Genomic DNA, 23,568 nt, shown 5'->3' with positions numbered 1-23,568 from the left:
GTCTGCCCCCGGGCCGCCGCTCTCGCTTCTTACCAGCGCCATTCGCGCTTGTTGAACAGGTGCTCGGCGGTGATGCCGTTACCGGAGCACCAGCCGAGGAATTCCTCGATCTGCTTGAGCTGATAGGTGTCCTCGTTGTAGGTCGTCGCCATGACGTGGCCCTGCCAGCTCTCCTCGCCCATGGCGTAGATGTAGCCCTCGTCGGCCCCGAGCTCCGTCATGATGGCCGCGGCCTGCTGGGCGTTGGACCCCGACAACTTGCGGGAGTCGCTCATCCGCTTGGTGACCGGGCGCGTCAGCAGTCCCTGGTAGAGCCAGGTGAGCGGGGCCCCGTCACACTCCATGCCGAGGAACGCCATGTCGACGTGGCCGAGGTGGCTGCGGACGTACCGGTACAGCACCGGGTCGATGCCGGACGAGTCGGCTCCCACGTAGACGTTGGCCCCGGCGATCTGCACGAAGTACGTCGACTTGGCGCGGATGTCGAGGTCGGAGTGCTCGCCCAGGAACGGTGTGGCCACCACCTTGCCGCCCGGGATCGGCACCTCGTCGAAGTCGTCGACCTCGATGACGGTGAAGCCCAGCGCCTTGAGGTACAGCCCGATCGACGGGTCGCACAGGTTGCCCCGCGACGAGCGCGGCACCACCACCGCCCCGATCCGGCTGCGGAGCTGGAAGAGCGTCTCCAGGACGATGTGGTCCTGGTGCCCGTGCGTGATGAGCACCAGGTCGATGCGGTCCGGCAGGTCGTCGAGCGTGTAGCGGTCCCCGTGGCGGTTGTCGGCGCTGATGAAGGGGTCGGTGACGATGGTCGTCTCCGGCGACTGGATCACCAGGCAGGCGTGGCCGAAGTAGCGGACCCGCCCGCCCGTCTCGATGTTCCGGTCGGGCGAGAGGCTCGGCTGGTCGGTGAGCAGCCGGCGCAGCTGCCCGGTCTGGTCGTCGTCGAGCTCGAGCGCGTCGCGCAGGTGACCCAGCGTGGTGGGCGCGATCCGCGCCTTGAACAGCTCGTCGATGCCGGGGTGGGTGAACGGGATCTCCAGGTCCAGCACGTCCGGGTTCGGCAGGCGCGGCGTGCTGAGGATGAACGGCCGCTCGATGCCGGTCTCCAGGGACAGCTGGATCGACTGGCGGCGGACGTCGTAGTACTGGCTGGTGTAGAGGACCGGCTCCAGCAGGTGCATGGAGGCCTGGTTGCCGGTGTCGTACGCCAGCTCCACCAGCCCGTTCAGCGCCGAGGGAAGCTTGGGATAGAGCGGGGTGAGGTCGAAGCCGGTGGCGCTCTGCCGGAGAAGGTCGTCGCCCTCGCCGATGGCGTGGGCGAACGCCAGCATGTCGGCCCGGTCCCGCTTGATGGTGTCGAGCAGCGCGGCGACCTCCATGCTGCGCGCTTCCTCGACATTGACGAAGTAGCCCCCGCGCAGCGCCGGGTTGACGCTGGCCGCCACGTGCACCTGCGGGTTCTGGAGGTACGACTCCAGCAGCGGCACCTGGACCTTCGCCAGGTTAAGCGCCGCCGCCGCCGGCGACACGATGTGCATCCAGGCGTAGAAACGATCGACCAGCGGTTCGATGATCGCATTTGATCTCAGAAACACCGGCTCGTCACTGACACTCATGAAGCCTCCAACCGAGAATGGTCACTGATTGACGGTGTATTTCCGCGACCGTCGTGCCGGTGGCCACTATCGCAGCACCGACCGTGCGGATGTCAACCGCGCGGAAAAGCGGCGTCCAACTGTTTCCCCGCGCGGTTGTTCATTCGATGAAGTGTTCGACCGTGCATTGCGAAAATGGTTGGCCAGCCTAACCTCAGCTACATGATCGGCACTTCCGCGCCTGGGCGGCCCCTCGTCCGGCTGGCTCTGCGACGGCTGGAGAAGATCACCCCGAGAATGACGAGAATGATCGTCGGCGGGCCCGCTGTCACGCGACTCGATCCCGGCCCGTTCACCGACACCTACGTCCGCCTGGTCTTCCCGAGGCCCGGCGTGACCTATCCGGACGACCTCGACATGCGCCGGATCCACGCCGAACTGCCGCGCGCGGCATGGCCGCGCACCCGGACCTACACGGTACGTTCCCTCGACCCGGCCGCCGGTGAGATGGCGATCGACGTCTACGACCACGGCTGCCCGGGACTGATGCCGTCCTGGATGGCCACGCTGCGGCCGGGTGATCCGGTGGTCACCAGCGAGCCCCGGGGCCTGTACCGGCCCCGGGCCGAGGCGGACTGGCACCTGCTCGTGGGCGATGCCGTCGCGCTGCCGGCGATCGCCGTGACGCTCGGCACGATGGCGCCGGGCACGAGGGCCACGGCGATCGTCGAGGTCGGCGACGACTCGGAGGAGCAGCCGCTGCCCACCGCGGCCGGCTGCGAGATCCGGTGGGTGCACCGGGCCCGTGGCCGGAGCCTGGCCGAGGCGGTCCGGTCGCTCGCCTTCGAGCCCGGCGTGGTGCAGGCCTTCGTGCACGGCGAAGGCGGCGTGATGCAGGATCTGCGCCGATTTCTGATGCGTGAACGCGGAGTGGGAAAAGAGATGCTGTCAATTTCCGGATACTGGCGCCGGGGCCTGAGCGACGAGCAGTGGCGCCGGGCGAAAGCCGCGGCGGCGGCCCGGTGACCAGGGATCCCGGGCCCGTCCAACCGGCGGAGACCGTCGGTTGGACAAAGAACGGCGTGGTTTGACAGCAGTCGATGGAAGTGCCGCAGCCGACTCACAGTGGATTCATAGGTTCCGGGCCTACTCCGGGGTAACGCCTCTGACCTGGGAATAGTGAGCTCTGTCCGATCTGGACTGTCGTTTCCCTCGCTCGCTCGCCTTGGGTAGTGTTCCATTCGCGTGCGGCAAGGGAAATGAGCCCGTCGGGGGAGCTCGTGACACTGAGTAAGCGTAGTTCCGAATTGCTTCTGTTCGATCAGCTTTACCAGGCGTCCACTCGCCGCAACGGTGCGGTGCTGCTCGTCAGCGGCCCGGTCGGAGTGGGTAAGACCGCGCTGCTCCAGGCGATGGTCGCGCGGGCCGGCCATCAGGGCGGCTGGTGTTTCGTGGTCACCGGATCGGCCCGGGAGCGGGACCACCCGTTCGGGGTGATGGACCGGATGATCCAGTCGATGCGCGGGGCCGGTATGGCCGATCCGTTCCCCGGCGGCCTGGACAGCGGCGAGGACTTCTTCGCGATGATGGACCGGGTGGCGGCCACGGTCCGCGATTTCGCCCGTGGGCAGACTCTCCTCGTCGGCATCGACGATGTCCATTTCGCGGACGAGCAGTCCCTGCGCGGGCTCAGCTACCTCATCCGGCGGGTCGAGTCGTCCCGGGTGGTGGTGGTGCTGAACGAGAGCACGTCGTACGAGCGGGAGATGGCCGGCCTGTGGGCCGAGATGCTCCACCTCCCGTTCTGCCGCCGGGTCCGGCTCGCGCCGCTGGGCGCCGCCGACGTGGCCGAGCAACTGCGGGAGCGGTTCGGCGCCATCCCCGGCCGGGCGTTCGCCCAGTTCTGCGCCGACGTCAGCGGCGGGATCCCGCTGCTGTTGCACGCCTTGATCGACGACCTGGCCACCGGCTCCGACCCGGCCGCGGGCGAGCCCGGTGGCAACTTCCGGCAGGCGGTCCTGCGCAGCTTGCACCGCTGTGCCCCCGGCACCACCACGGTCGGCGAGGCGGTCGCGGTCCTCGGCGACCACGCCACCACCGAGCTGGTCGCCGAGCTGGCCGGCGTGGACGTCGCCCTGGCCGAGGACGGCATCCGGGACCTGCGCGAGATGGGCCTGCTCGGCTGGGACTGGTTCCGGCATCCGCGCACCCGGGCCGCGGCGCTGGCCGGCATCCCGTTCCCGGAACGGCCCGCGATGCACAGCCGGGCGGCCGAGCTGCTGCGCGAGAGCGGCGCCCCGGCCGGCGCGGTGGCGGAGCATCTCATCGCGGCCCAGGACGGCGTCCGGGCCCCGTGGCGGGTCGCCATTCTCTGCGAGGCGGCCCGCGAGGCCATGGCGGCCGGCGACGTCGACAGCGCGACCAGCAGGCTGCGGCACGCCGTGGCCGCCAGTTCCGGCGAGGAGCAGCGGGCCCGGACCGGTGTCCTGCTCGCCGACGCGCAGTGGCACGCCGACCCCGGCCGCGCGGCGCGCCGCCTCGACGAGCTCGTGCGCGACGCCCGGGCCGGTCTGCTCGCCGGCACCGAGGTGGCGACCGCGATCAGCCACCTGCGCTGGCTGGGAGATTTTCCGACGGCCGACGAGTTGCTGCGGCTGACCGGCGTCGAGGCCTCGTCGCTGGCTCAGCTGTGGGCCCGTTTCGGCCCGGCCGGTGGGGACCGGGACGGTGGAGGCCGAGACAGCCACGACGAGGCCGGCACCCCGGTCCTCGCCCGTCCGGTGGCCGCGGCCGGCTTTCTCAGCGCGGCGGCCGGCCTGGCCCTCGACGGCGAGCCGGCCCACCGGTCCGACCGGAGACCGGCCGGACCGCCCCCTGGCGCACCGCTCACACCGAGCCTGGACGCCCTGGTCGAGCTGGTGCGGGACGGCCGGCTCGACGAGGCGGTCTCCCTCGGCGACCGCCTGCGGAAAGAGGAGTCGATCCACCGGGTGCCGATGCGCCGGGCGATGATCGAGGCGATCGAGGCGGTGGCGGTGATGCGGGCCGGCGACAGCGCGACCGCCCTGGCCCGCGCCCGCGAGGTGTTCGACGCCGTGGCGCCGGCGGCGTGGGGAGTGGTGGTCGGCCTGCCGCTGTCGGTCGCCATCCGGGCCGCCACCGACCTGGGCGATATTTCGCTGGCCCGGTCGTACCTGGCCGTGCCGGTCCCGCCGGCGATGTTCGAGACACCGTTCGCGCTGCCGTACCTGCTCGCCCTCGGCTGGTACCACCTGGCCATGGGCGACGCCGGGAGCGCCCTGCGGTACACCCGGTCGGGCCTGGAGCTGGTCACGAGGTGGGGCGTCGACCCGGCGGTGGTCGTGGCCGGGGCGGGCCCGTGCGGCCCGGCCGGTGCGCCGGCGGCGCCGGCCGAGGACGGCGCCAAGCTCACCGGCGCCGAGCGACGCGTGGCCGACCTCGCCGCCGCCGGCAACACCAACCGGCAGATCGCCGACCGCCTCTTCATCACGGTGAGCACCGTCGAGCAGCATCTGACGAAGGTCTATCGCAAACTCAACGTGCGGAGCCGTTCCGGACTTCAGAGATACGGCTGCTGACGGCGAGCGGTTGGACAACGTTTGACCCTGGTGAATGCGAAAAACTAGCGTCGCGGGCGTCAGCTTCTTCGCAATTGCTCGGAGGTCCGCGATGTCCTCGGCGTCGGTCAAGGAACTGGTTCGCAGTAAACGCCGTATGTGGGGGTGGCTCTACCGATGACTGCCGTTCTCCGAAGTCCTCTCGAATCGCCCTCCGTCTCGCCGGTCCCGGCCATTTCCCGAATGGTCGGAGTGGGTACCGCGGTGACCGGGACGTCGATCACCCAGCCCGGCCTGCTGGACGTCCTCGGCATCGACGACCCGAAGGTCCGGTCGATCTATCTGAACAGCGCCATCGACAAGCGCAGCCTCACGCTGCCCGAGCCCGACGAGGCCGGCCGGCGCCGGCCCGAGCCGCAGGGCGACCTGTTGGCCAAGCACAAGCGCCTCGCCGTCGAGATGGGCAGCCAGGCGTTGCAGGCCTGCCTCAAGCGGGCCGGCGCCGCCCTCTCCGATCTGCGCCACCTCTGCTGCGTGACGTCGACCGGTTTCCTCACCCCGGGCCTGAGCGCGCTGCTCATCAAGGAGCTCGGCATCGACCCGCACTGCAGCCGCTCCGACATCGTGGGGATGGGGTGCAACGCCGGGCTCAACGCGCTCAACGTCGTCGCCGGATGGTCGGCGGCCCACCCCGGAGAGCTCGCCGTCGTGCTCTGCACCGAGGCCTGCTCGGCCGCGTACGCCCTCGACGGCAGCATGCGCACGGCCGTCGTCAACAGCCTGTTCGGTGACGGCGCGGCCGCCCTGGCGCTGATCAGCGATGGCCCGGGCGAGTCGCGTCCCGGACCGCGGATCCTCAAGTTCGCCAGCTTCCTGATCACCGACGCGATCGAGGCCATGCGCTACGACTGGGACAGCGACCTCGACCGGTTCAGCTTCTTCCTCGATCCCCAGATTCCGTACGTGGTCGGAGCGAACGCCGAGACCGTGGTCGACCGGCTGCTCGCCGGCACCGGCCTGCGCCGCAGCGACATCGGGCACTGGCTCGTCCATTCCGGAGGCAAGAAGGTGATCGACGCCGTGGTGGTGAACCTCGGGCTGAGCCGTCACGACGTCCGGCACACCACACGGGTGCTGCGCGATCACGGCAACGTCTCCAGCGGTTCCTTCCTCTTCTCGTACGAGCGTCTGGTCGAGGAGGGCGTCACCTCGCCGGGCGACTACGGGGTCCTGATGACCATGGGCCCGGGCTCGACGATCGAAACGGCGCTGGTCCAGTGGTGACCGCGGCGAAGGCCGGCGACCTGGTCCTGCGGGTCGACGGGAGCGAGCCGATGTTGCCGGCCACCGTCGACGCGGTGCTGCGGATCTGCGACCGGGCCGAGGACGGATTTGGCTCGGGGCTGCTCACCGCGTACGTCTCGGGCGTTCCGGGCCCCGGATGGGCCAAGGATCTCACCGTCGGGCTGCTGACCAAGTGGGAACGCGCGGTGCGCCGGCTGGAACGGCTCAACCTGCTCACCACCTCCGTGGTCGCCGGTGACTGCGGCGGCACGGCGCTCGACGTCCTCCTCGCCACCGACGTGCGGATCGCGGTCGTGGGCGCGCGGCTGGTGGTGTCCGGTGGCGGCGACGCCACATGGCCCGGCATGGCGCTGCACCGGCTGGCCCGGCAGACCTCCGGCCTGCGCCGGGCGGCGCTGCTCGGCACACCGATCGAGGCCGCGGCGGCCGTGACGGCCGGGCTGATCGACGTGGTGGCCGACCAGCCGGACGACATCCTGGCCGAGCTCGCCGCGGCGGCCGCTCCGGCCGCCGGCCAGGAGCTGGCGATCCGGCGCCAGCTGCTGTCCGACGCCACCGAGCACAGCTTCGAGGAGGCTCTGGGCTCGCATCTGGCCGCCTGCGACCGCGCCCTGCGCCGGTCGGCGGCCTCGTGACCACGGCGACCGGCACGCGTGACCTCGGCACCGAGCGGGTCCGCTTGACCGATGCCGTGGCCGGGACCGAGCGGGTGATAGCGGCGCTGCCACCGCCTCACCAGCGCTCGGCCGGGCAGCGGGCCGAGGCGGCGGCCGCGCACGACGTGAGCCGCCGGCTCCGGGTGCGCTTCCTGACGGCGTACATCGATCAGGTCTATGACGAGCTCACCGGCGACCGCACCCGCTATCTGCGCGTGGACGAGCTGGCCGAGGCGGCCGCCTCGGCCTTCCCGGGCCTGGTGCCGACCCCCGAACAGCTGGCCCGGGAACGGTCCCGTCCGCAGTCCGGCCAGGAGGGGCTCGAGATCGACCAGGGCATCTTCCTGCGGGCGGTGCTGCGCTCGGAGCGCTCGGGCCGCCATCTGATGACCGCGATGCTGCGGCCCACGCCGCGCGCCCTGCGGCTGCTCCCGGAGTTCCGGCGCACCGGGGTGCTGGAGACCGCGGCCGTACGACTGGAGCGGCGCGACGGCGTGGCCCGGCTGACCCTGTGCCGGCAGGACTGTCTCAACGCCGAGGACGAGCAGCAGGTCGACGACATGGAGACCGCCGTCGACCTGGCCCTGCTCGACCCGGCGGTCCGGGCCGGGCTGGTGCGCGGCGGCGTGATGAGCCATCCCCGTCATCGGGGCCGCCGGGTGTTCAGCGCCGGCATCAACCTCAAGGCGATCAGCGCCGGGCAGATCTCGCTGACCGGGTTCCTGCTCCGGCGTGAGCTCGGCTATCTGCACAAACTGGTGCGCGGGCTGTCCGACGACGACGCCGACCGGTGGACGCCGCCGGTGGCGAAACCGTGGATGGCGGCCGTCGACTCGTTCGCGATCGGCGGCGGCTGCCAGCTGCTGATGGTCTTCGACCACGTGCTGGCCGCCTCGGACGCCTATCTGAGTCTCCCGGCCGCCCGGGAGGGCATCGTCCCGGGCGCCGGCAACCTGCGCCTCGGCCGGCTGGCCGGGGCCCGGTTGTCGCGTCAGGTCATCCTCGGCGGTCGCCGGATCATGGCCGCCGAGCCGGATGCCCGTCTGCTGGTCGACGAGGTGGTCGCACCGGAGGAGATGGACGAGGCGGTGGAGCGCGGCCTGGCCCGGCTGTCCGGCGACGCCGTCGTGGCCAACCGGCGGATGATCAACCTGGCCGAGGAGCCGGTGGACGCGCTGCGCGAATATCTGGCCGAGTTCGCGCTCGAGCAGGCGCTGCGCCTGCACGCCGACGACGTGATCGACAAGGTCGGCCGGTTCGCGGGGCGTGCGGCGTGAGCCCGGTGGCCCGGGTGCGTTACCTGAAGAGGGGCCACGTCGCCCGGGTCACCCTCGACCGTCCCGAGGTGCTCAACGCGATGGACCTGCGCACACACGAGGAACTGGCCGAGGTCTGGGACGACGTCGAGGCGGACGACGAGATCAGGGTGGCCGTGCTCACCGGCGCCGGTGAGCGCGCCTTCTCGGTGGGACAGGACCTCAAGGAGCGTGCCCGCCGCGACGCGGCGGGCACGCCCGCCTCCTCCTTCGGCAGCCGGGGCCAGCCGGGATGGCCCCGGCTCACCGAGCGCTTCGGTTTCAGCAAGCCGGTGGTCGCGCGGGTCGACGGGTACGCGCTCGGCGGCGGATTCGAGCTCGCCCTCGCCTGCGACCTGATCATCGCCTCCGACCGGTCGGTGTTCGGCCTTCCGGAGGTGCGGCTGGGCCTGGTGCCGGGCGCCGGCGGGGTCTTCCGGCTGGTCCGGCAGCTGCCGCCGAGGGTCGCGATGGGCCATCTGCTCACCGGGCGGCCGTTCGACGCTGCCACGGCCCACGCGTACGGCCTGGTCAACGAGGTCGTCCCGGCCGATCGGCTCGACGAGCGGGTCGACGGCTGGGTCGCCGATCTGGTGGCCGCCGCGCCGCTGTCGGTCCGGGCGGTCAAGGAAGCGGCCCTGCGCTCGGCCGACCTGCCGCTGCCCGACGCCTTCACCGCCACCTACGTCTGGGAGGAGCGGCGCCGCCGCAGCGCCGACGCCGTCGAGGGACCCCGGGCGTTCGCCGAGAAAAGGCCGCCCCACTGGTCCGGAAATTGATTCTCACCACAGAAGACGGGGAAACACGTGACCATTACCGCTAAACACGTCTCGCGCGTCCCGGCGTACCGGAACATCGAAGCGGCCACGGAGGCGGCCGCGGCATTTCTCGAGGCGCTGGGCGTCGATCTGAGTCCGGAAAGTCTTCAGGAGACACCGGCCCGGATGGCGCGGGCCTATTCCGATCTGCTGACCGCCCGGGAGTTCAAGCTCACCACCTTCGACAACGACGAGGGATACGACGAACTGGTGATGGCGCGCGACATTCCGATCCGCTCGGTGTGCGAGCACCATCTGCTGCCCTTCGTCGGGGTCGCGCACGTCGGTTACTTCCCGGCGGCCCGGATCCTCGGCCTGTCCAAGCTGGCCCGGGTGGTCGAGATGTTCGCGCACGGCACCCAGGTGCAGGAGCGGCTGACCAAGCAGATCGCCGACTGGCTCACCACCGAGCTGAACCCGAACGGCGTCGGTGTGGTGATCGAGGCCGAGCACCTGTGCATGACGCTGCGCGGGGTGCAGGCGGTCGGCGCGCGCACCGTCACGTCGACGATGCTGGGGGTGCTGCGCGACGACGCCCGCTCGCGTGGCGAGTTCCTCGCGGCGGCCGGTCTGGGCGGCCGATGAGCGGCCTGCGCCGGGCGGAGCTGCACGCGAGCGTCTCCGATCCGGTTCTGGACACGATGAACTTCCTCAACGAGGTCACCCTGCGCTATCCCGACGCGATCTCGTTCGCTCCCGGCCGTCCGTACGACGGCTTCTTCGAGGTCGAGGAGGTCGTCGCGCACCTCCGCCGCTATCTCGATCACCTGGCCGGCGAGGGTGCGTCGCCCGGTCAGCTGCGCACGGCGGTCTACCAGTACGGCCCGACGGCCGGCCAGATCCGCGAGATCATCGCCGATTCCCTGCGCCGGGACGAGGGCATCGACGTTCCGGCCGGATCCATCGTGGTCACGGTCGGCGCGCAGGAGGCGATGATGCTGGTCGTCCGGGCCCTGATCCGCGACCCGCTCGACGTCCTGCTCGTCTCGAGTCCCTGCTACGTCGGCATCACCGGCGTGGCCCGGCTCCTGGACGTGACGCTGCGCCCGGTGCCGGAGCCGGCCGAGGGGTTCAGCCTGGCGGGCCTGGAGGCGGCGATCCGGGCCGAGCGGGCGGCCGGGCGGCGGCCCCGGGCCTTCTATCTCGTGCCCGACCACGCCAACCCGTCCGGGTCGACGCTGTCCGCGGCGGACCGGGCCGGCCTGCTCGAACTGGCCGCGCGCGAACGCCTGCTGATCCTCGAGGACACCCCGTACCGGCTGGTCAGCCCGGGTGAGCCGCTCCCGACGCTCAAGGCTCTGGACCGTCATCGTTCGGTGGTGCACCTGGGGTCGTACTCCAAAACGATCTTCCCGGGGGCCCGGGTCGGTTTCGCCGTGGCCGACCAGCCGGTGGTGGGCGACGACGGCCGGGCCGGCCTGCTGGCCGACGAGCTCTCGAAGATCAAGAGCATGGTCACGGTGAACACCTCGTCGCTGAGCCAGGCGGTGGTGGCGGGCGCGCTCCTGGCCGCCGGGGGCCGGGTCTCGGAGCTGAACGCGAAGGCGGCCGGCCGCTACGGCGAGGCCATGCGGCGGGTGATCGACCGGCTCGCCGAGCGCTGGCCGGAGCACCGCCGCCGGGAGCTGGGCGTGCGGTGGAACGAGCCCAGCGGCGGATTCTTCCTGAGCCTGACGACCGCGTTCGAGGCCGGCGAGGCGGCGCTCACCCGGTCGGCCGAGGAGTACGGCGTCATCTGGACGCCGATGCGCTACTTCCACCCGGACGGCGGCGGGCGGCGCTCGCTGCGTCTGTCGGTCAGCTATCTGTCGCCGGAGGAGATCGACGAGGGGGTGGCCCGGCTGGTGGCGTTCGTCGAGGACGAGACCGCACGATGATCACCACCCCCTGAACAGGGCTCCAGGTCTGTCCTAACGGGCACCTTCATCGCCGTGTCCGGATGATTACCCTCCGGGAATGAGACGACTTCTGGCGGCGACCGTCGCCACGACTGTCGGACTGGCGCTCGGCGGCAGCATGATCCCGTCCGCTGCGCAGGCCCACAGTGGAACTCCCAGTTACACGCCACCGCCGATCGCGTGGGGCGCGTGCACCAATGCCACCCTCAAGGCGCGGGGCGCCGAATGCGGGTTCGTCATCGTCCCGCTCGACTACGCGCGCCCGGGTGGCGCCAAAATCAAGATTGCCGTGTCCAGGGTGAAGGCCAAGTCGCCGGCCGCCGACTATCAGGGCGTCATGCTGGTCAACCCGGGCGGACCGGGCGGATCCGGCCTCATCTACTCGGTGCTGCAGAGCGCGATCCCGAACAACGCGGGCCTCGATTACGACTGGATCGGATTCGACCCGCGCGGGGTCGGCTCCAGCGTGCCCTCGCTGACCTGCGACGGCAACGTCGCCGGCTACAACCGGCCGTACTACGTCCCGGTCAACCGGCAGCTGGAGAAGACCTGGCTGGCCCGGTCCAAGGCGTACGCCCAGGCCTGTGCCCGCGCCGGCGGCCCGTTGCTCGACCATCTGAAGACCACCGACAACGTGGCCGACATGGAGAGCATCCGCAAGGCGCTGGGCCAGCGGCAGATCAACTTCTACGGCTTCTCGTACGGCACGTATCTGGGCCAGGTCTACGCCACGCTGCACCCGGGCCAGGTCCGGCGGATGGTCTTCGACGGGGTCGTCGACCCGCGCGGCGTCTGGTACGACGCCAACCTCAGCCAGGACGTCCAGTTCGACAAGAACATGGACACCTACTTCGCCTGGGTGGCCAAGTACGACGCGGTCTACCACCTGGGCACCACCGGCAAGGCCGTGAAGGCCAAGTACTACGCCACGCTCCAGAAGCTCCGCGCGGCCCCGGCCGAGGGCAAGATCGGCCCGGACGAGTGGAACGACATCTTCGTGTCGGCCGGCTACTACGTCTACGGCTGGGAGGACGTGGCCACCGCCTTCTCGGCGTACGTCAACAACGGCGACGCCTCCGGCCTGCTGGAGCTGTACTCCGAGCCCGGCCCCGGGTCGGACAACGGCTACGCGGTCTACCTGGGCACCCAGTGCACCGATGTGCAGTGGCCGACCAGCTGGAACAAGTGGAAGCGGGACAACTGGCGGATCTACCAGAAGTACCCGTTCATCACCTGGAACAACGCCTGGTACAACGCGCCCTGCCTGTTCTGGAAGGGCGACGTCGGCAAGCCGGTGAACGTCAACGGCAAGAAGGCCCCGCCGATCCTGCTGATCAGCGAGACCAACGACGCCGCCACGCCGTACGCGGGCAGCCTCGAGATCCGCAAGCGGTTCCCCCGCTCGGTCCTCATCGAGGGCGTCGGCGGCACCACGCACTCGGGCTCGCTGAGCGGCATCGCCTGCACCGACGACACGATCGCGGCCTACCTGGAGACCGGAGCCCTGCCGTCCCGGGTCCACGGCAACCGCTCCGACAAGAAGTGCGCCCCGGTTCCGCAGCCGGATCCGACGGCGGCGGCCGCCCGGTCGCTCGCCACCAGCGGCAGCGGCAGCCTCAAGGCGGCCCTGCGCGACGCCGCCCCCGCGGTGCGCTGACGGCCCGGCGGCCCGGTGGCCCTTCGCGGGTCACCGGGCCGCCGGCGCGGCATCAGGTCTCATATCCGAAGCGGCGGAGGAACTCGGCGAACTCCGGGTTGTCCCGCAGCTGCTCCTGGTACGCCGCTTCGATCTCCTCGCCGATCTCCAGCAGCGAGGGCAGCACCTCGGGGATCGGGTCCCGCTCGGGCTCGTCCCGGAACTCCGAGATGCCCGGGGGCAGCTTCAGGAGCTTGCTCGCGTCCACCTTCGCCGGGGCCCAGTCGCGGGCGGCCCGCTCGATCCGGGCCTCGTCCAGCGGTTCGGGCAGGTCGAGGAACTCGAGGATCTGACGCAGCACGCCGGCCGGGTCGGCGTGCAGGTCCTCGATCCGGACGACGCGGATGTCGCCGAGACCGGGAAACCGGGCACGGACCCGATCGGGTGTCGTCCACTCGCGGACGTGGGCCGGCCAGTCCTTGCCGCGTTCGCCCGGCCGGCCGATGAGGGAGATCAGCTTCCGGGCCAGCCGGGTCCGCTCGTCGCCCTCTTTGCCGCTGATCAGCAGCACCTCGGAGAGCAGCGACCGCGGGTCGTGAGTCAGGTACAGGACCTTGCCGGTCGCGGCGGCGTACGGGCCGAGGATCCCCGCGTCCGGCGGGTGCGAGGTCAGCACGGCGTGCGGCATGCGCTCGTCCAGCGGCAGCATCCGGCCGAAACGGAACAGCGCGGCGAGGTCGGGGGCCACATCGAGGACCGACTCGAACCGGGCTTCGCCGGGTGGGACGTCCAGCAGATATCCGGCGACGAAGCCGCCGACCACCTCGTAATCGGGCTGCACGTAGGAGGCCATCCAGGTGACCTGTCGGCCGGCGTTCAATCTTTGTACCCCCAGCGCTTGGCGACGTCGGCGAAGGCGGAGTCCTCGTCCAGGAGCCGCAGATAGCTCTCCTCGACATCGGCTCCGTAGTCCGCGAGCGACTGCCCGCTCAGACCCTGGCCGAAGAACGAGCCCTTCTTCTGCTCAGGGGTGGTGGTCCGCTGCTCCTGCTGACGCATCTTGTCGAGTTTCGAGTTCCGCACGGCCCGGTCGACGCGCTCGTCGTCGACCGGATCGTCCAGTCCGAGGAAGCCGACCATCGCGGAGAGCGACGCCACCGGATCGGCCTTGATGTCCTCGTAGCGGAAGACGCGGACGTCGGCGCCGGGAAAATGCCGCTCCGGGCTCGCCCATTCCGCGACGCTCTCCACCCACGATCCCCAGCCGGTTCGCCGCCATCCGTCGAATCCGTGATGGGCGACGAAATGACGCGCGAAGGCGGACCGGTGCCGAGGGCTGACATCGAGATGGCGTTCGGCGCTGTGGAGCACATCGCGAGGGTTGCGAACGATGTAGAGCACTTTGCTGGTGATGTCGCGGTAGGGGCGATGGACTTCGGCGCCCGGCAGGAAGTGGGTTTTGACGGTGACCGGGCCCGGCTGCTCGGGTGACCACATGCCGCCCTTGCTGGCGGCGTCCGCGATGTCGGCCACCACGGGGTTCTTCGACCAGCGGCCCCGCCACTGCACCGGCCGGCCGGTGTCCAGCGGCTTGTCCTCCAGATAGCTGAGCAGCATGAGGCGGACCCAGGTGTTACCGGATTTCGGGTAGGAAGCCAACCACGCCAGCGACAATTTCCCTCCCTTGATTACGCGTACGCCGTCGGGGGAGATCTCACTGAATCAAAGCGGACCGGCCTCGTCCATGTGCGCCGCCGGCTCGGTTGAACACCCGGAAGCGTGCGACATTGTCGCACGGGTGGCGTTGATCCCGGCCCTGTCGCTCCCTAGCGTCGCTCCCACGAGAAGGGGGCGATGTGGCGGACTTCGTCGGCGCGATCGATCAGGGCACCACCAGCACGCGCTTCATGGTCTTCGACCGGGGCGGTCACGAGATCGGCCGTCACCAGCTGGAGCACCGGCAGATTCTGCCCGGGGCCGGGCTGGTCGAGCACGACGCGGACGAGATCTGGGAGAACACCCTCAAGACCATCGACGTCGCGCTGGCCGACGCCGGGCTGACACCGGCCGACCTGGCCGCCGTCGGCATCACCAACCAGCGCGAGAGCGCCCTGATCTGGGATCGCGCCACCGGCCGGCCCTGCCACAACGTCATCGTCTGGCAGGACACCCGGACCGCACCGGCCATCCCGGCCCTGGACGCCGGGTTCCTGCGCGAGCGCACCGGGCTCCCGCCGGCGACGTACTTCTCCGCCACCAAGGTCCAGTGGATGCTCGACCACGTCCCCGGCCTGCGGGAGCGCGCGGAGAAGGGCGAGGTGCTGTTCGGCACCCTGGACAGCTGGCTGATCTGGAACCTGACCGGCGGCGAGCGGCACCTGACCGACGTCACCAACGCCAGCCGCACCCAGCTGATGAACCTGCACACCCTTGACTGGGACGACGAGCTTCTGCGTCTGTTCGGCATTCCGCGGGCCATGCTTCCGGAGATCCGGTCCTCGGCCGAGATCTACGGATACGCCTCGACGGCGCTGCCCGGGGTGCCGATCGCGGCCGCCATCGGCGACCAGCAGGCCGCGCTCTTCGGGCAGACCTGCTTTGCGCCCGGCGACGCCAAATGCACGTACGGAACCGGGAACTTCGTCCTTCTGAACACCGGGACGACACCGGTCCGCTCGACGCACGGGCTGCTCACCACCGTGGCCTACCGGTTCGGTGAGGACGCGCCGGTCTACGCGCTCGAAGGGTCGATCGCGGCCACCGGCTCGACCGTGCAGTGGCTGCGCGATCAGCTCGGCGTCATCGACTCGGCGAGCGAGAGCGAACAGCTGGCGGCGCGGGTCGACGACAGCGAGGGCGTCTGCTTCGTACCGGCGTTCTCCGGGCTGTTCGCCCCGTACTGGAGGCCGGACGCCCGGGCCGCGATCGTCGGGCTGTCCCGCTATCACACCGCGGCCCACATCACCCGGGCCGCGCTCGAGGCCATCTGCTATCAGACGCGCGACGTCGTGGCGGCCATGGCCCAGGACTCCGGCACCGAGCTGGACTGCCTCCAGGTCGACGGCGGCGTCACCGCGAACGCGCTCTGCATGCAGTTGCAGGCCGACATCCTCGGCGTGCCGGTGAGCCGGCCCGCGGTCGCCGAGACCACCGCGCTCGGCGCCGCCTACGCGGCCGGGCTGGCCGTCGGCTTCTGGACGTCACCGGACGAGCTGCGCGCCAACTGGCGGGAGGACCGGCGCTGGCTGCCGTCCTGGTCCCAGCGGCGGCGCGACGAAGGAACCACCCGCTGGCGAGCGGCCATCGACCGCAGCCTCGACTGGGTCAGCTGAATCGGAGATCATGATGAACACCGGAAACCTGTCACCCGAGGCCCGTACGGCGGCGCTGGCCACCATGGCGACCGGCGACGCGCTCGACGTGCTGGTCGTCGGCGGCGGCGTGGTCGGCGCGGGCGCGGCCCTCGACGCGGCGACCCGAGGGCTCTCCGTGGGCCTGCTCGAGGCCCGCGACTTCGCCAGCGGCACGTCGAGCCGGTCCAGCAAGCTCATCCACGGTGGCCTGCGCTATCTGGAGATGCTCGACTTCGGGCTGGTCCGCGAGGCGCTGCGCGAGCGCGGCCTGCTCATCCAGCGGCTCGCGCCGCACCTGGTCCGCCCGGTGCCCTTCCTCTATCCGTTGCACCACCGGGCCTGGGAGCGGATGTACGTCGGTGCGGGGATCGCGCTCTACGACACGCTCGCATTGTCCGGCTGGGGCGCGGGGCTGCCCCGCCACCGGCACCTGAGCCGCACCGAGGCGCTCAAGGCGTTCCCGGCGCTGCGGCCCGACTCGCTGGTCGGTGCCATCCGCTACTTCGACGCCCAGGTCGACGACGCCCGGCACACCATGTTCCTGGTGCGCACCGCGGCGGCGTACGGCGCCCAGGTCGCGGCCCGGACCGAGGTGATCGCATTCCTGCGCGAGGGCCGCCGCGTCGTCGGCGTCCGGGCCCGCGACACCGAGACCGGGGCCGAGCTGGAGATCCGCGCCCGTACGGTGATCAACGCGACCGGGGTGTGGACCAGCGACATCCAGTCGCTGATGAAGGGCGAGCGCGGTCAGTTCAAGATCACCGCGTCCAAGGGCATCCACCTGGTCGTGCCCCGCGAGAAGATCGCCGGCAGCACCGGGATGATCCTGCGGACCGCGTCCAGCGTGCTGTTCGTGATCCCGTGGGACCGGCACTGGATCATCGGCACCACCGACACCCCGTGGAACCTCGACAAGGCCCACCCGTCGGTGTCGTCCCAGGACGTCGGCTATCTGCTCGACGAGGTCAACAAGGCCCTGGCCACCCCGCTCACCCGCGACGACGTGCAGGGCGTCTACGCCGGGCTGCGCCCGCTGCTGTCGGCCGACGCGGCCAGCACGGCCAAGCTGTCCCGCGAGCACGCGGTCGACCGGCTCGCCCCGGGCCTGGTCCTGGTCGCGGGGGGCAAGTACACGACGTACCGGGTGATGGCCAAGGACGCGGTCGACGCCGCCGTGGCCGACCTCGACGGCCGCGTGCCCGCGTCCTGCACCGACCAGGTGCCGCTGCTCGGCGCGGCCGGATATCGGGCCGCCTGGAACCGGCGGGCCCAGCTCGCCCGCCGCGCCGGCCTGCCCGTCTCCCGCGTCGAGCACCTGCTCGAGCGCTACGGCACCCTGGCCGACGAGGTGCTCGCCCTGATCGGCGCCGACCCGGCGCTGGGCGAGCCCCTGGCCGGCGCCCCCGACCACCTGGCGGCCGAGGTGGTCTACGCGGTGACGCACGAGGGCGCCCGTCATCTGGACGACGTGCTGACCCGCCGGACCCGCGTCTCCATCGAGACCCCGGACCGCGGCGTGACCGCCGCCCGCGCCGCCGCGGCCCTGATCGCCGGCCCGCTCGGCTGGTCGGCCGCCGAGACGGAGGAGGAGATCGGCCGGTACGGGGCCCGCGTGTCGGCCGAGCTGGCGGCGCAGGAGCAGCCCGACGACGAGAGCGCCGACGCCACCCGGCTCGCCGCGGTATGAGAAGCCGGGCCTGAATCGTGACGGCCGAGGAGCGGCAGGCCCGGATCCTGGCCGAGATCGATCGGACCGGCGGGGTCCGGATCACCAACCTGGGCGCCCGCCTCGGCGTCTCCGACGTGACGGCGCGCCGCGACGTCGAGGCGCTGGCCGAGCGGGGCCTGGTGGCGCGGGTGCGCGGCGGGGCGATGGCCCGCACCGCCGGGCCGGCGCCCGCGCGCGGGGCCGGCCTGCGGGCCAAGACGGCCATCGCCCGCGGCGCGGCCCGGCTCGTGCGGCCGGACGAGGCGATCGGCATCCTGGCCAGCGGCATCGGCGCGCTGCTGGCGCGGGAGCTGTCGGGGGTGCCCGGCCTCAGCGTGGTCACCAACGCGATCCCCATCGCCGACGTGTTCCACCACGAGGGCCGGTCCGACCAGATGGTGCTGCTGCTGGGCGGGGAGCGTACGCGGTCGGGCGCGCTGGCCGGGCCGGTCGCCGAGCGGGCGGCGGCCGGGCTCAACGTGGACGTCGTCTTCGTCGCCGTGTCCGGCGTGGACGTGGCGTCCGGCTTCACGGTGCCCGGCCGGGCCGAGGCCCGCATCGGTGCCGCCCTCATCGCCGCCGCCCGGCGGGTCGTGATACTCGCCGGCCACGGCGCCTGGGGCGCCGGCGGGGGCGCCGTGGTCGCCCCGCTGGAGCGGGCCGACGTGGTGGTCACCGACGACGGCCTGCCGCGGGCGGGCCGGTCGGCGCTGCGCCGGCGGGTCGGGCGGCTGATCGTCATCGACGTTCCCTGACGCGGCTGATCGCGGGGGTGTCCCTAGGGCAGGACGTCGACGCGGCGGCGGGCCAGGGCCGCGAAGGCGGACCGGAGGAACGCGCGTTTGAGCTGCTTGTTGCCGCCGCTGGGCGTGGGGCGGCCAGATGGCCGGAGGTGGGGAACCCGGCGACGATCGAAAAGGTGACGGGCGTCGCGGGCCGGACGCCGGTCAGGCCGACTCGCGCCAGACGACGGGGGAGGGGAGGAGCAGGCCGCCCCGGGGGATCTGCTCGCCCCGGAGCTGGCGCAGCACCATGTCGGCGGCGTGGGCGCCGATGTCGGCCGCCGGCTGGTGCACCGTGGACAGATGGGGCCGGGTGCGGGTGGCCCAGGAACTGTCGTCGAAGCCGACCACGCCCACCTCCTCGGGCACGGCGCGGCCGGCCTCGCGCAGGGCCTCGACGGCGCCCGCGGCCACCGCGTCGGACGCCGCGAAGACGCCGTCGATCTTCGGCTCGCGCTCCAGGAGGGTTCGCATGCCCTTGGCGCCGCACGAGAAGTCGTACAGCGGGACCTCGGCCACCAGGCTCTCGTCGAAGAGCGGGCCCAGGGCCCGGCGAAAGCCGGCCAGGCGGTCGGCGCCCGAGTCGCGGTCGACGGCGGCCGCGATCATGCCGATCCGGTGGCGGCCGGTGCCGAGCAGGCGGCGGGTGATCTCCTCGGATGAGGAAAGGTTGTCGATGCCCACGTACGGGATCTCGGGGCGCAGGTCGCGCGGATGGCCGACGAACGCCGAGGGCAGGGCCAGACTGCCGACCACCTGGATGATCGGGTCGTGGCTGCGGGCCGAGACGATGATCGCGCCGTCGACGAAGCCGCCGCTCAGATAGCGGGTGATACGGGCCGTGTCGCGTTCGGAGTCGACGACCAGGTTGACCATCTGATAGTCGGCGTCGGACAGCGTGGTGTTGGCGCCCAGCAGGATGCCGCCGATGTTCGGGTCTTCGAGGAACAGCGTGTGCGGCTCGAGGACGATGAAGCCGACGGCCTGCGAGCGCTGCATGACCAGGTTGCGGGCGGCCGTGTTGGGCACGTAGCCGACCTCGCGGATGGCCCGCTCGATGGCGGCGCGGGCGGTGACCGAGACGTAGCCGCCGTTGAGCACGCGGCTCACCGTGCCCCGGGAGACACCGGCGGCGGCCGCGATGTCGTGCACGGTCGCCCTTTTGCCCGGCTTGTTCGGCTGTTCGGTCGCGCTCACGCAACGACCTTATCTTTTGGCCTTGACGGCCGGATTGAGGAAACCTAATGTGTGCACGTTCACACATCTGACCTGCGGGTTTTACGCAGCAGAAATGTGTGCACGTGCACAGACGAGGAGAGCCTGTGATCACTCTGGGATGCGACTACAACCCGGAGCAGTGGCCGGCCGAGGTGTGGGCCGAGGACGTCGCGTTGATGAAGACCGCCGGGATCTCCCTGGTCGCGGTCAACATCTTCGGCTGGTCGGACATCGAACCCCGGTCCGGCGAATACGACTTCAAACAGCTCGACCGCATCGTCGAGCTGCTGCACCAGAACGACATAAAAATCAATCTGGGTACGGCCACCGCGTCGCCCCCGCCGTGGCTCGGCGCCCGCCACCCGGAGATCCTGCCGATGGCGGCCGACGGCACCCGCCGCTATCCGGGCGGCCGGCAGGCCTGGTGCCCGAGCTCGCCGGTCTTCCGCGAGCACGCGCTGGCCCTGGTCGAGCAGGTCGCGCAGCGGTACGGGCGGCATCCGGCCCTGGCCCTGTGGCACGTCTCGAACGAGCTGGGATGCCACAACGCGCTCTGCTACTGCGAGGCCAGCGCCGAGCGGTTCCGGGCCTGGCTGACCGACCGCTACGAGACGGTGGAGGCGCTGAACGCAGCCTGGGGCACGTCGTTCTGGAGCCAGCGCTACAGCGAGTGGTCCGAGGTGCTGCCGCCGCGGACCGCCCTGTCGCTGCGCAACCCGGCCCAGATGCTCGACTTCCACCGGTTCTCGTCGGACGAGCTGCTCGGCCACTACGAGGCCGAGGCGGCCGTGCTGCGCCGGCACTCCAGCGTTCCGGTGACCACCAACTTCATGGTCACCGCGCACATCCGCAACATGGACTACTGGCGCTGGGCCCCGCGGATGGACGTGATCGCCAACGACCACTACCTGGACCACCGCCTGGGCCACCCGGCGGCCGAGCTCAGCTTCGCGGCCGACCTGACCCGTGGCCTGGCCGGCGGCAAGCCGTGGATGCTCATGGAGCAGTCCACCGGCGCGGTCAACTGGCAGCCGGTCAACCTGGCCAAGGCGCCGGGCGAGATGCTGCGCAACACGCTCACCCACGTCGCCCGCGGCGCCGACGCGGTCTGCTTCTTCCAGTGGCGCGCCTCGGCACAGGGCAGCGAGAAGTTCCACTCGGCGCTGCTGCCGCACGCCGGCACCGAGACCGAGCAGTGGCGTGAGGTTCTCGAGCTCTCGTCCGTGCTGGGCAGGCTGGCCGAGGTGGCCGGCACCACGGTCCGTACGGAAACCGCTGTGATCTTCAGCTGGGAGGCCTGGTGGGCGGCCGAGCAGGAGGGCCGGCCGTCGACCGCGGTGAACTATCTCGACCAGGTGCACGCCGTCCATGGTGGACTGCGGGACCTCGGCGTGACGGCGGATGTCATCAGCCCGGACGGCGACCTGTCGGCGTACCGCCAGATCATCGTCCCTTGCCTTTATCTCGTCACCGACGAGCAGGCGGCGGCCATCCAGAAGTACGTCGAGGGAGGCGGCCGCATCCTGGTCACCTTCTTCAGCGGGATCGCCGACCGGGACGACCGGATCCGGCCCGGCGGCTATCCCGGCGCGTTTCGTGACCTGCTCGGCGTCACCGTCGAGGAGTTCGCGCCGCTGAAGCCGGGCACGACGGTGACGCTCGACGACGGCGGCAAGGCCACGTTGTGGACGGAGCGGCTCCGGACCACCGGCGCCGAGGTCGTGGCCCGCTACGCCGACGGCCCGCTGCCCGGCGTTCCGGCCGTCACCCGCAACGGGAACGCCTGGTACGTCGCGACGGCGCTCGACCGGGACTCGATGCGGGCGCTGCTCCGGAAGGTCATCGGTACGCACGACGAGAGCGACCGGTCGGTCGAGGTGGTGCGGCGAGGGTCGTACGCCTTCGTCATCAACCATTCCGAGCGCGAGATCGAGTACGCGGTCACCGGTCACGAGCTGATCGCCGGCGAACCGGTGGACGGCCGCCTGCGGGTGCCGGCCGGCGCCGTCCGGGTGGTGCGTGAGTCGTGAAGAAGGCCATCCTGTTCTTCGTCGCGCCGTTCGGCGTCCTGTTCACGCTCTTCTACCTGATCCCGATCGGCTACGCGATCTGGCAGTCGCTGTTCACCGTCGAGCGCACCGGCACGTTCGGGCCGGCCACCGAGGTCTTCGGCGGTCTCACCCAGTACCAGCAGGTCTTCAGCGACGGGCCGTTCTGGGAGTCGATCGGGCGGGTGCTGCTGTTCGGCGCCGTGCAGGTGCCGGTCATGCTCGGCCTGGCCCTGATCCTGGCCCTGCTGCTCGACTCCGGGCTGGTCAAGGGGCGCCGGTTCTTCCGGCTCGTCTACTTCCTGCCGTACGCGGTGCCGGGCGTGGTCGCCGCGATCATGTGGGGCTACCTCTACTCGCCCAATCTGTCGCCGTTCACCGAGGTCACCTCGGCCGTCGACCTGCTCTCGCCGAGCCTGGTCCTCTGGGCCATGGCGAATGTCGTGACCTGGGTCTACGTCGGCTACAACATGCTGATCATCTACTCGGCGCTGCTGGCCGTGCCGACCGAGATCTACGAGGCCGCCAAGATCGACGGGGCCGGCGTGTTCCGTACGGCCTGGTCCATCAAGATCCCGATGGTCATGCCGGCCATCGTCCTGACGACCGTGTTCTCGATCATCGGCACGCTCCAGCTGCTGGCCGAGCCGCAGGTGTTCCGCAGCTTCAGCTCCGCGGTGTCCAGCACCTACACCCCGAACCTGACCGTCCTCAGCACCGCGAGCATCCCGAACTTCCACCTGGCGGCGGCCTTCTCGGTCGTACTGGCCCTGGCGACGTTCGTCCTCTCCTTCTCGTTCCTCAAGTTCACCCAGCGCAAGGGCGTGCAGTGATGACCGGATTCAAGGTCCCGCGGTACGCCGCCATGCTGGTCATGGCCGTCTTCACGCTCTACTTCCTGACGCCGCTGTGGTGGCTGTTCATCGCCTCCGGCAAGAAGGACGGTCAGGTCACCGAGGGCCACCCGCTGCTGCCCGACAACTTCGCGCTCGGCACCAACCTGGCCGACCTGTTCCGCTACAACGACGGCGTCTTCCTGCGCTGGCTGGCCAACTCGGTCGGCTACACGGTCGGCGCCGCCCTGCTCGGCACCCTGCTGGCCGGCATGTGCGGCTACGCCCTGGCCAAGTACGTGTTCCGCGGCCGGGAGCTGATCTTCAACATCGTGCTGGGCGGCGTGCTCGTGCCGGCCACCGCGCTCGCGCTGCCGCTGTTCCTCATGTTCAGCAAGGCCGAGCTGGCCAACACGTTCTGGTCGGTCTTCCTGCCCAGCCTGGTCAACCCGTTCGGTGTCTATCTGGGCCGCATCTACGCGGCGGCGAGCGTGCCGGACGAGCTCCTGGAGGCGGCCCGCATCGACGGTTCGGGCGAGGTGCGGTCCTTCTTCACCATTTCCGTACGGCTGATGGCGCCGGCCTTCGTCACCATCTTCCTGTTCCATTTCGTCGCGGTCTGGAACAACTTCATGCTGCCGCTGATCATGCTCGGCAACGAGCGGCTGTTCCCCGTGACCCTCGGTCTCTACTCCTGGAACTCCCAGGTCAACCAGCATCCGGAGCTGCGCGCCCTGGTCCTGGTCGGAGCGTTCGTCTCGATCGTTCCGATGGTCATCGCATTTCTCTCACTCCAGCGCTTCTGGCGTAGCGGCCTCGGCGCTGGATCTATTAAGTAGGAG

The 23,568-nt window shown here is 70.9% G+C and carries 19 protein-coding genes; 15 read left to right on the top strand and 4 right to left on the bottom strand.

Features of this window, described 5'->3' with window-relative positions; all coding sequences use genetic code 11:
- Window positions 1-29: 29 nt before the first annotated feature.
- Complete coding sequence (locus tag ACQP2X_RS34660; RefSeq protein ID WP_498689126.1) at window positions 30-1,619, bottom strand: MBL fold metallo-hydrolase; 1,590 nt, start codon at window positions 1,617-1,619, stop codon at window positions 30-32.
- 201 nt (window positions 1,620-1,820) lie between these two features.
- On the opposite strand from ACQP2X_RS34660, the gene ACQP2X_RS34655 reads away from it, so the two are divergent.
- The 9 genes from ACQP2X_RS34655 to ACQP2X_RS34615 all read left to right on the top strand — a co-directional run bounded on the left by ACQP2X_RS34655 (window position 1,821) and on the right by ACQP2X_RS34615 (window position 12,805).
- The gene (locus tag ACQP2X_RS34655; RefSeq protein ID WP_498689124.1) at window positions 1,821-2,624 is read left to right on the top strand and encodes a siderophore-interacting protein; all 804 of its coding nucleotides are present in this window, start codon (window positions 1,821-1,823) and stop codon (window positions 2,622-2,624) included.
- A gap of 281 nt (window positions 2,625-2,905) precedes the next feature.
- Entirely contained in the window at window positions 2,906-5,197 is a 2,292-nt protein-coding gene (locus ACQP2X_RS34650) for a helix-turn-helix transcriptional regulator (protein WP_498689123.1), read from the top strand.
- Window positions 5,198-5,419: 222 nt separating this feature from the next.
- Complete coding sequence (gene dpgA / locus ACQP2X_RS34645) at window positions 5,420-6,460, top strand: 3,5-dihydroxyphenylacetyl-CoA synthase DpgA (RefSeq protein WP_498689121.1); 1,041 nt, start codon at window positions 5,420-5,422, stop codon at window positions 6,458-6,460.
- Entirely contained in the window at window positions 6,457-7,116 is a 660-nt protein-coding gene (gene dpgB, locus ACQP2X_RS34640) for an enoyl-CoA-hydratase DpgB (protein ID WP_498689119.1), read from the top strand. Before dpgA ends, dpgB begins: the two co-directional genes overlap by 4 nt.
- Complete coding sequence (dpgC, locus tag ACQP2X_RS34635; protein WP_498689117.1) at window positions 7,113-8,414, top strand: (3,5-dihydroxyphenyl)acetyl-CoA 1,2-dioxygenase DpgC; 1,302 nt, start codon at window positions 7,113-7,115, stop codon at window positions 8,412-8,414. Before dpgB ends, dpgC begins: the two co-directional genes overlap by 4 nt.
- Window positions 8,411-9,211: an enoyl-CoA-hydratase DpgD gene (gene dpgD, locus ACQP2X_RS34630; protein ID WP_498689115.1), complete on the top strand. Its 801-nt coding sequence runs from the start codon at window positions 8,411-8,413 to the stop codon at window positions 9,209-9,211. The genes dpgC and dpgD overlap by 4 nt, the downstream gene beginning before the upstream one ends.
- Window positions 9,212-9,238: 27 nt before the next feature.
- Window positions 9,239-9,835, top strand: coding sequence for a GTP cyclohydrolase I FolE (folE, locus tag ACQP2X_RS34625; RefSeq protein WP_498689114.1), 597 nt, complete (start codon window positions 9,239-9,241; stop codon window positions 9,833-9,835).
- The gene (locus ACQP2X_RS34620) at window positions 9,832-11,127 is read left to right on the top strand and encodes an aminotransferase-like domain-containing protein (RefSeq protein WP_498689113.1); all 1,296 of its coding nucleotides are present in this window, start codon (window positions 9,832-9,834) and stop codon (window positions 11,125-11,127) included. Before folE ends, ACQP2X_RS34620 begins: the two co-directional genes overlap by 4 nt.
- 79 nt (window positions 11,128-11,206) lie before the next feature.
- Entirely contained in the window at window positions 11,207-12,805 is a 1,599-nt protein-coding gene (locus ACQP2X_RS34615; RefSeq protein WP_498689111.1) for an alpha/beta hydrolase, read from the top strand.
- Between the two features lie 52 nt (window positions 12,806-12,857).
- Here the strand turns inward: ACQP2X_RS34615 and ACQP2X_RS34610 are convergent, their stop codons facing one another.
- Window positions 12,858-13,637 carry a sulfotransferase family protein gene (locus ACQP2X_RS34610; protein ID WP_498689109.1) on the bottom strand — a complete coding sequence of 260 codons (780 nt, stop codon included), beginning with the start codon at window positions 13,635-13,637 and terminating at the stop codon, window positions 12,858-12,860.
- Between the two features lie 23 nt (window positions 13,638-13,660).
- A complete protein-coding gene (locus ACQP2X_RS34605; RefSeq protein WP_498689106.1) occupies window positions 13,661-14,458 on the bottom strand; it encodes a sulfotransferase domain-containing protein in 798 nt (265 codons plus the stop codon).
- Between the two features lie 182 nt (window positions 14,459-14,640).
- Between ACQP2X_RS34605 and glpK the strand changes: the two genes are divergently transcribed.
- The 3 genes from glpK to ACQP2X_RS34590 are packed head-to-tail and all read left to right on the top strand — an operon-like array spanning window position 14,641 to window position 18,600.
- The gene (gene glpK / locus ACQP2X_RS34600; protein WP_498689105.1) at window positions 14,641-16,116 is read left to right on the top strand and encodes a glycerol kinase GlpK; all 1,476 of its coding nucleotides are present in this window, start codon (window positions 14,641-14,643) and stop codon (window positions 16,114-16,116) included.
- A gap of 13 nt (window positions 16,117-16,129) precedes the next feature.
- On the top strand, window positions 16,130-17,824 hold the full coding sequence (locus ACQP2X_RS34595) for a glycerol-3-phosphate dehydrogenase/oxidase (RefSeq protein WP_498689102.1): 1,695 nt from the start codon (window positions 16,130-16,132) through the stop codon (window positions 17,822-17,824).
- Between the two features lie 17 nt (window positions 17,825-17,841).
- Entirely contained in the window at window positions 17,842-18,600 is a 759-nt protein-coding gene (locus tag ACQP2X_RS34590; RefSeq protein WP_498689101.1) for a DeoR/GlpR family DNA-binding transcription regulator, read from the top strand.
- A gap of 192 nt (window positions 18,601-18,792) precedes the next feature.
- Here the strand turns inward: ACQP2X_RS34590 and ACQP2X_RS34585 are convergent, their stop codons facing one another.
- Complete coding sequence (locus ACQP2X_RS34585) at window positions 18,793-19,824, bottom strand: LacI family DNA-binding transcriptional regulator (protein ID WP_498689098.1); 1,032 nt, start codon at window positions 19,822-19,824, stop codon at window positions 18,793-18,795.
- A gap of 125 nt (window positions 19,825-19,949) precedes the next feature.
- Here ACQP2X_RS34585 and ACQP2X_RS34580 point away from each other — a divergent pair, with 125 nt between their 5' ends.
- Genes ACQP2X_RS34580 through ACQP2X_RS34570 form a run of 3 tightly spaced genes read left to right on the top strand, consistent with a single transcriptional unit; the run spans window position 19,950 to window position 23,565 of the window.
- Window positions 19,950-21,875, top strand: coding sequence for a beta-galactosidase (locus ACQP2X_RS34580; protein WP_498689097.1), 1,926 nt, complete (start codon window positions 19,950-19,952; stop codon window positions 21,873-21,875).
- Window positions 21,872-22,726, top strand: a complete 855-nt coding sequence (locus ACQP2X_RS34575) for a carbohydrate ABC transporter permease (RefSeq protein ID WP_498689094.1) — start codon at window positions 21,872-21,874, stop codon at window positions 22,724-22,726. Before ACQP2X_RS34580 ends, ACQP2X_RS34575 begins: the two co-directional genes overlap by 4 nt.
- Window positions 22,726-23,565, top strand: coding sequence for a carbohydrate ABC transporter permease (locus tag ACQP2X_RS34570; protein WP_498689093.1), 840 nt, complete (start codon window positions 22,726-22,728; stop codon window positions 23,563-23,565). The genes ACQP2X_RS34575 and ACQP2X_RS34570 overlap by 1 nt, the downstream gene beginning before the upstream one ends.
- Window positions 23,566-23,568 lie beyond the last annotated feature (3 nt).

This window comes from Actinoplanes sp. CA-131856 (assembly GCF_050956135.1).
GTDB lineage: Bacteria > Actinomycetota > Actinomycetes > Mycobacteriales > Micromonosporaceae > Actinoplanes.
This window is presented reverse-complemented; position numbering and strand designations above follow the sequence as displayed.

Excerpts from the sequence above, each read along its gene's own strand:
- ACQP2X_RS34660 (WP_498689126.1), bottom strand. The coding sequence starts at position 1,619 with ATGAGTGTCAGTGACGAGCCGGTGTTTCTGAGATCAAATGCGATCATC.
- ACQP2X_RS34655 (WP_498689124.1), top strand. The coding sequence starts at position 1,821 with ATGATCGGCACTTCCGCGCCTGGGCGGCCCCTCGTCCGGCTGGCTCTG.
- dpgA (WP_498689121.1), top strand. The coding sequence starts at position 5,420 with ATGGTCGGAGTGGGTACCGCGGTGACCGGGACGTCGATCACCCAGCCC.
- ACQP2X_RS34620 (WP_498689113.1), top strand. The coding sequence starts at position 9,832 with ATGAGCGGCCTGCGCCGGGCGGAGCTGCACGCGAGCGTCTCCGATCCG.
- ACQP2X_RS34615 (WP_498689111.1), top strand. The coding sequence starts at position 11,207 with ATGAGACGACTTCTGGCGGCGACCGTCGCCACGACTGTCGGACTGGCG.
- ACQP2X_RS34610 (WP_498689109.1), bottom strand. The coding sequence starts at position 13,637 with ATGGCCTCCTACGTGCAGCCCGATTACGAGGTGGTCGGCGGCTTCGTC.
- ACQP2X_RS34595 (WP_498689102.1), top strand. The coding sequence starts at position 16,130 with ATGAACACCGGAAACCTGTCACCCGAGGCCCGTACGGCGGCGCTGGCC.
- ACQP2X_RS34570 (WP_498689093.1), top strand. The coding sequence starts at position 22,726 with ATGACCGGATTCAAGGTCCCGCGGTACGCCGCCATGCTGGTCATGGCC.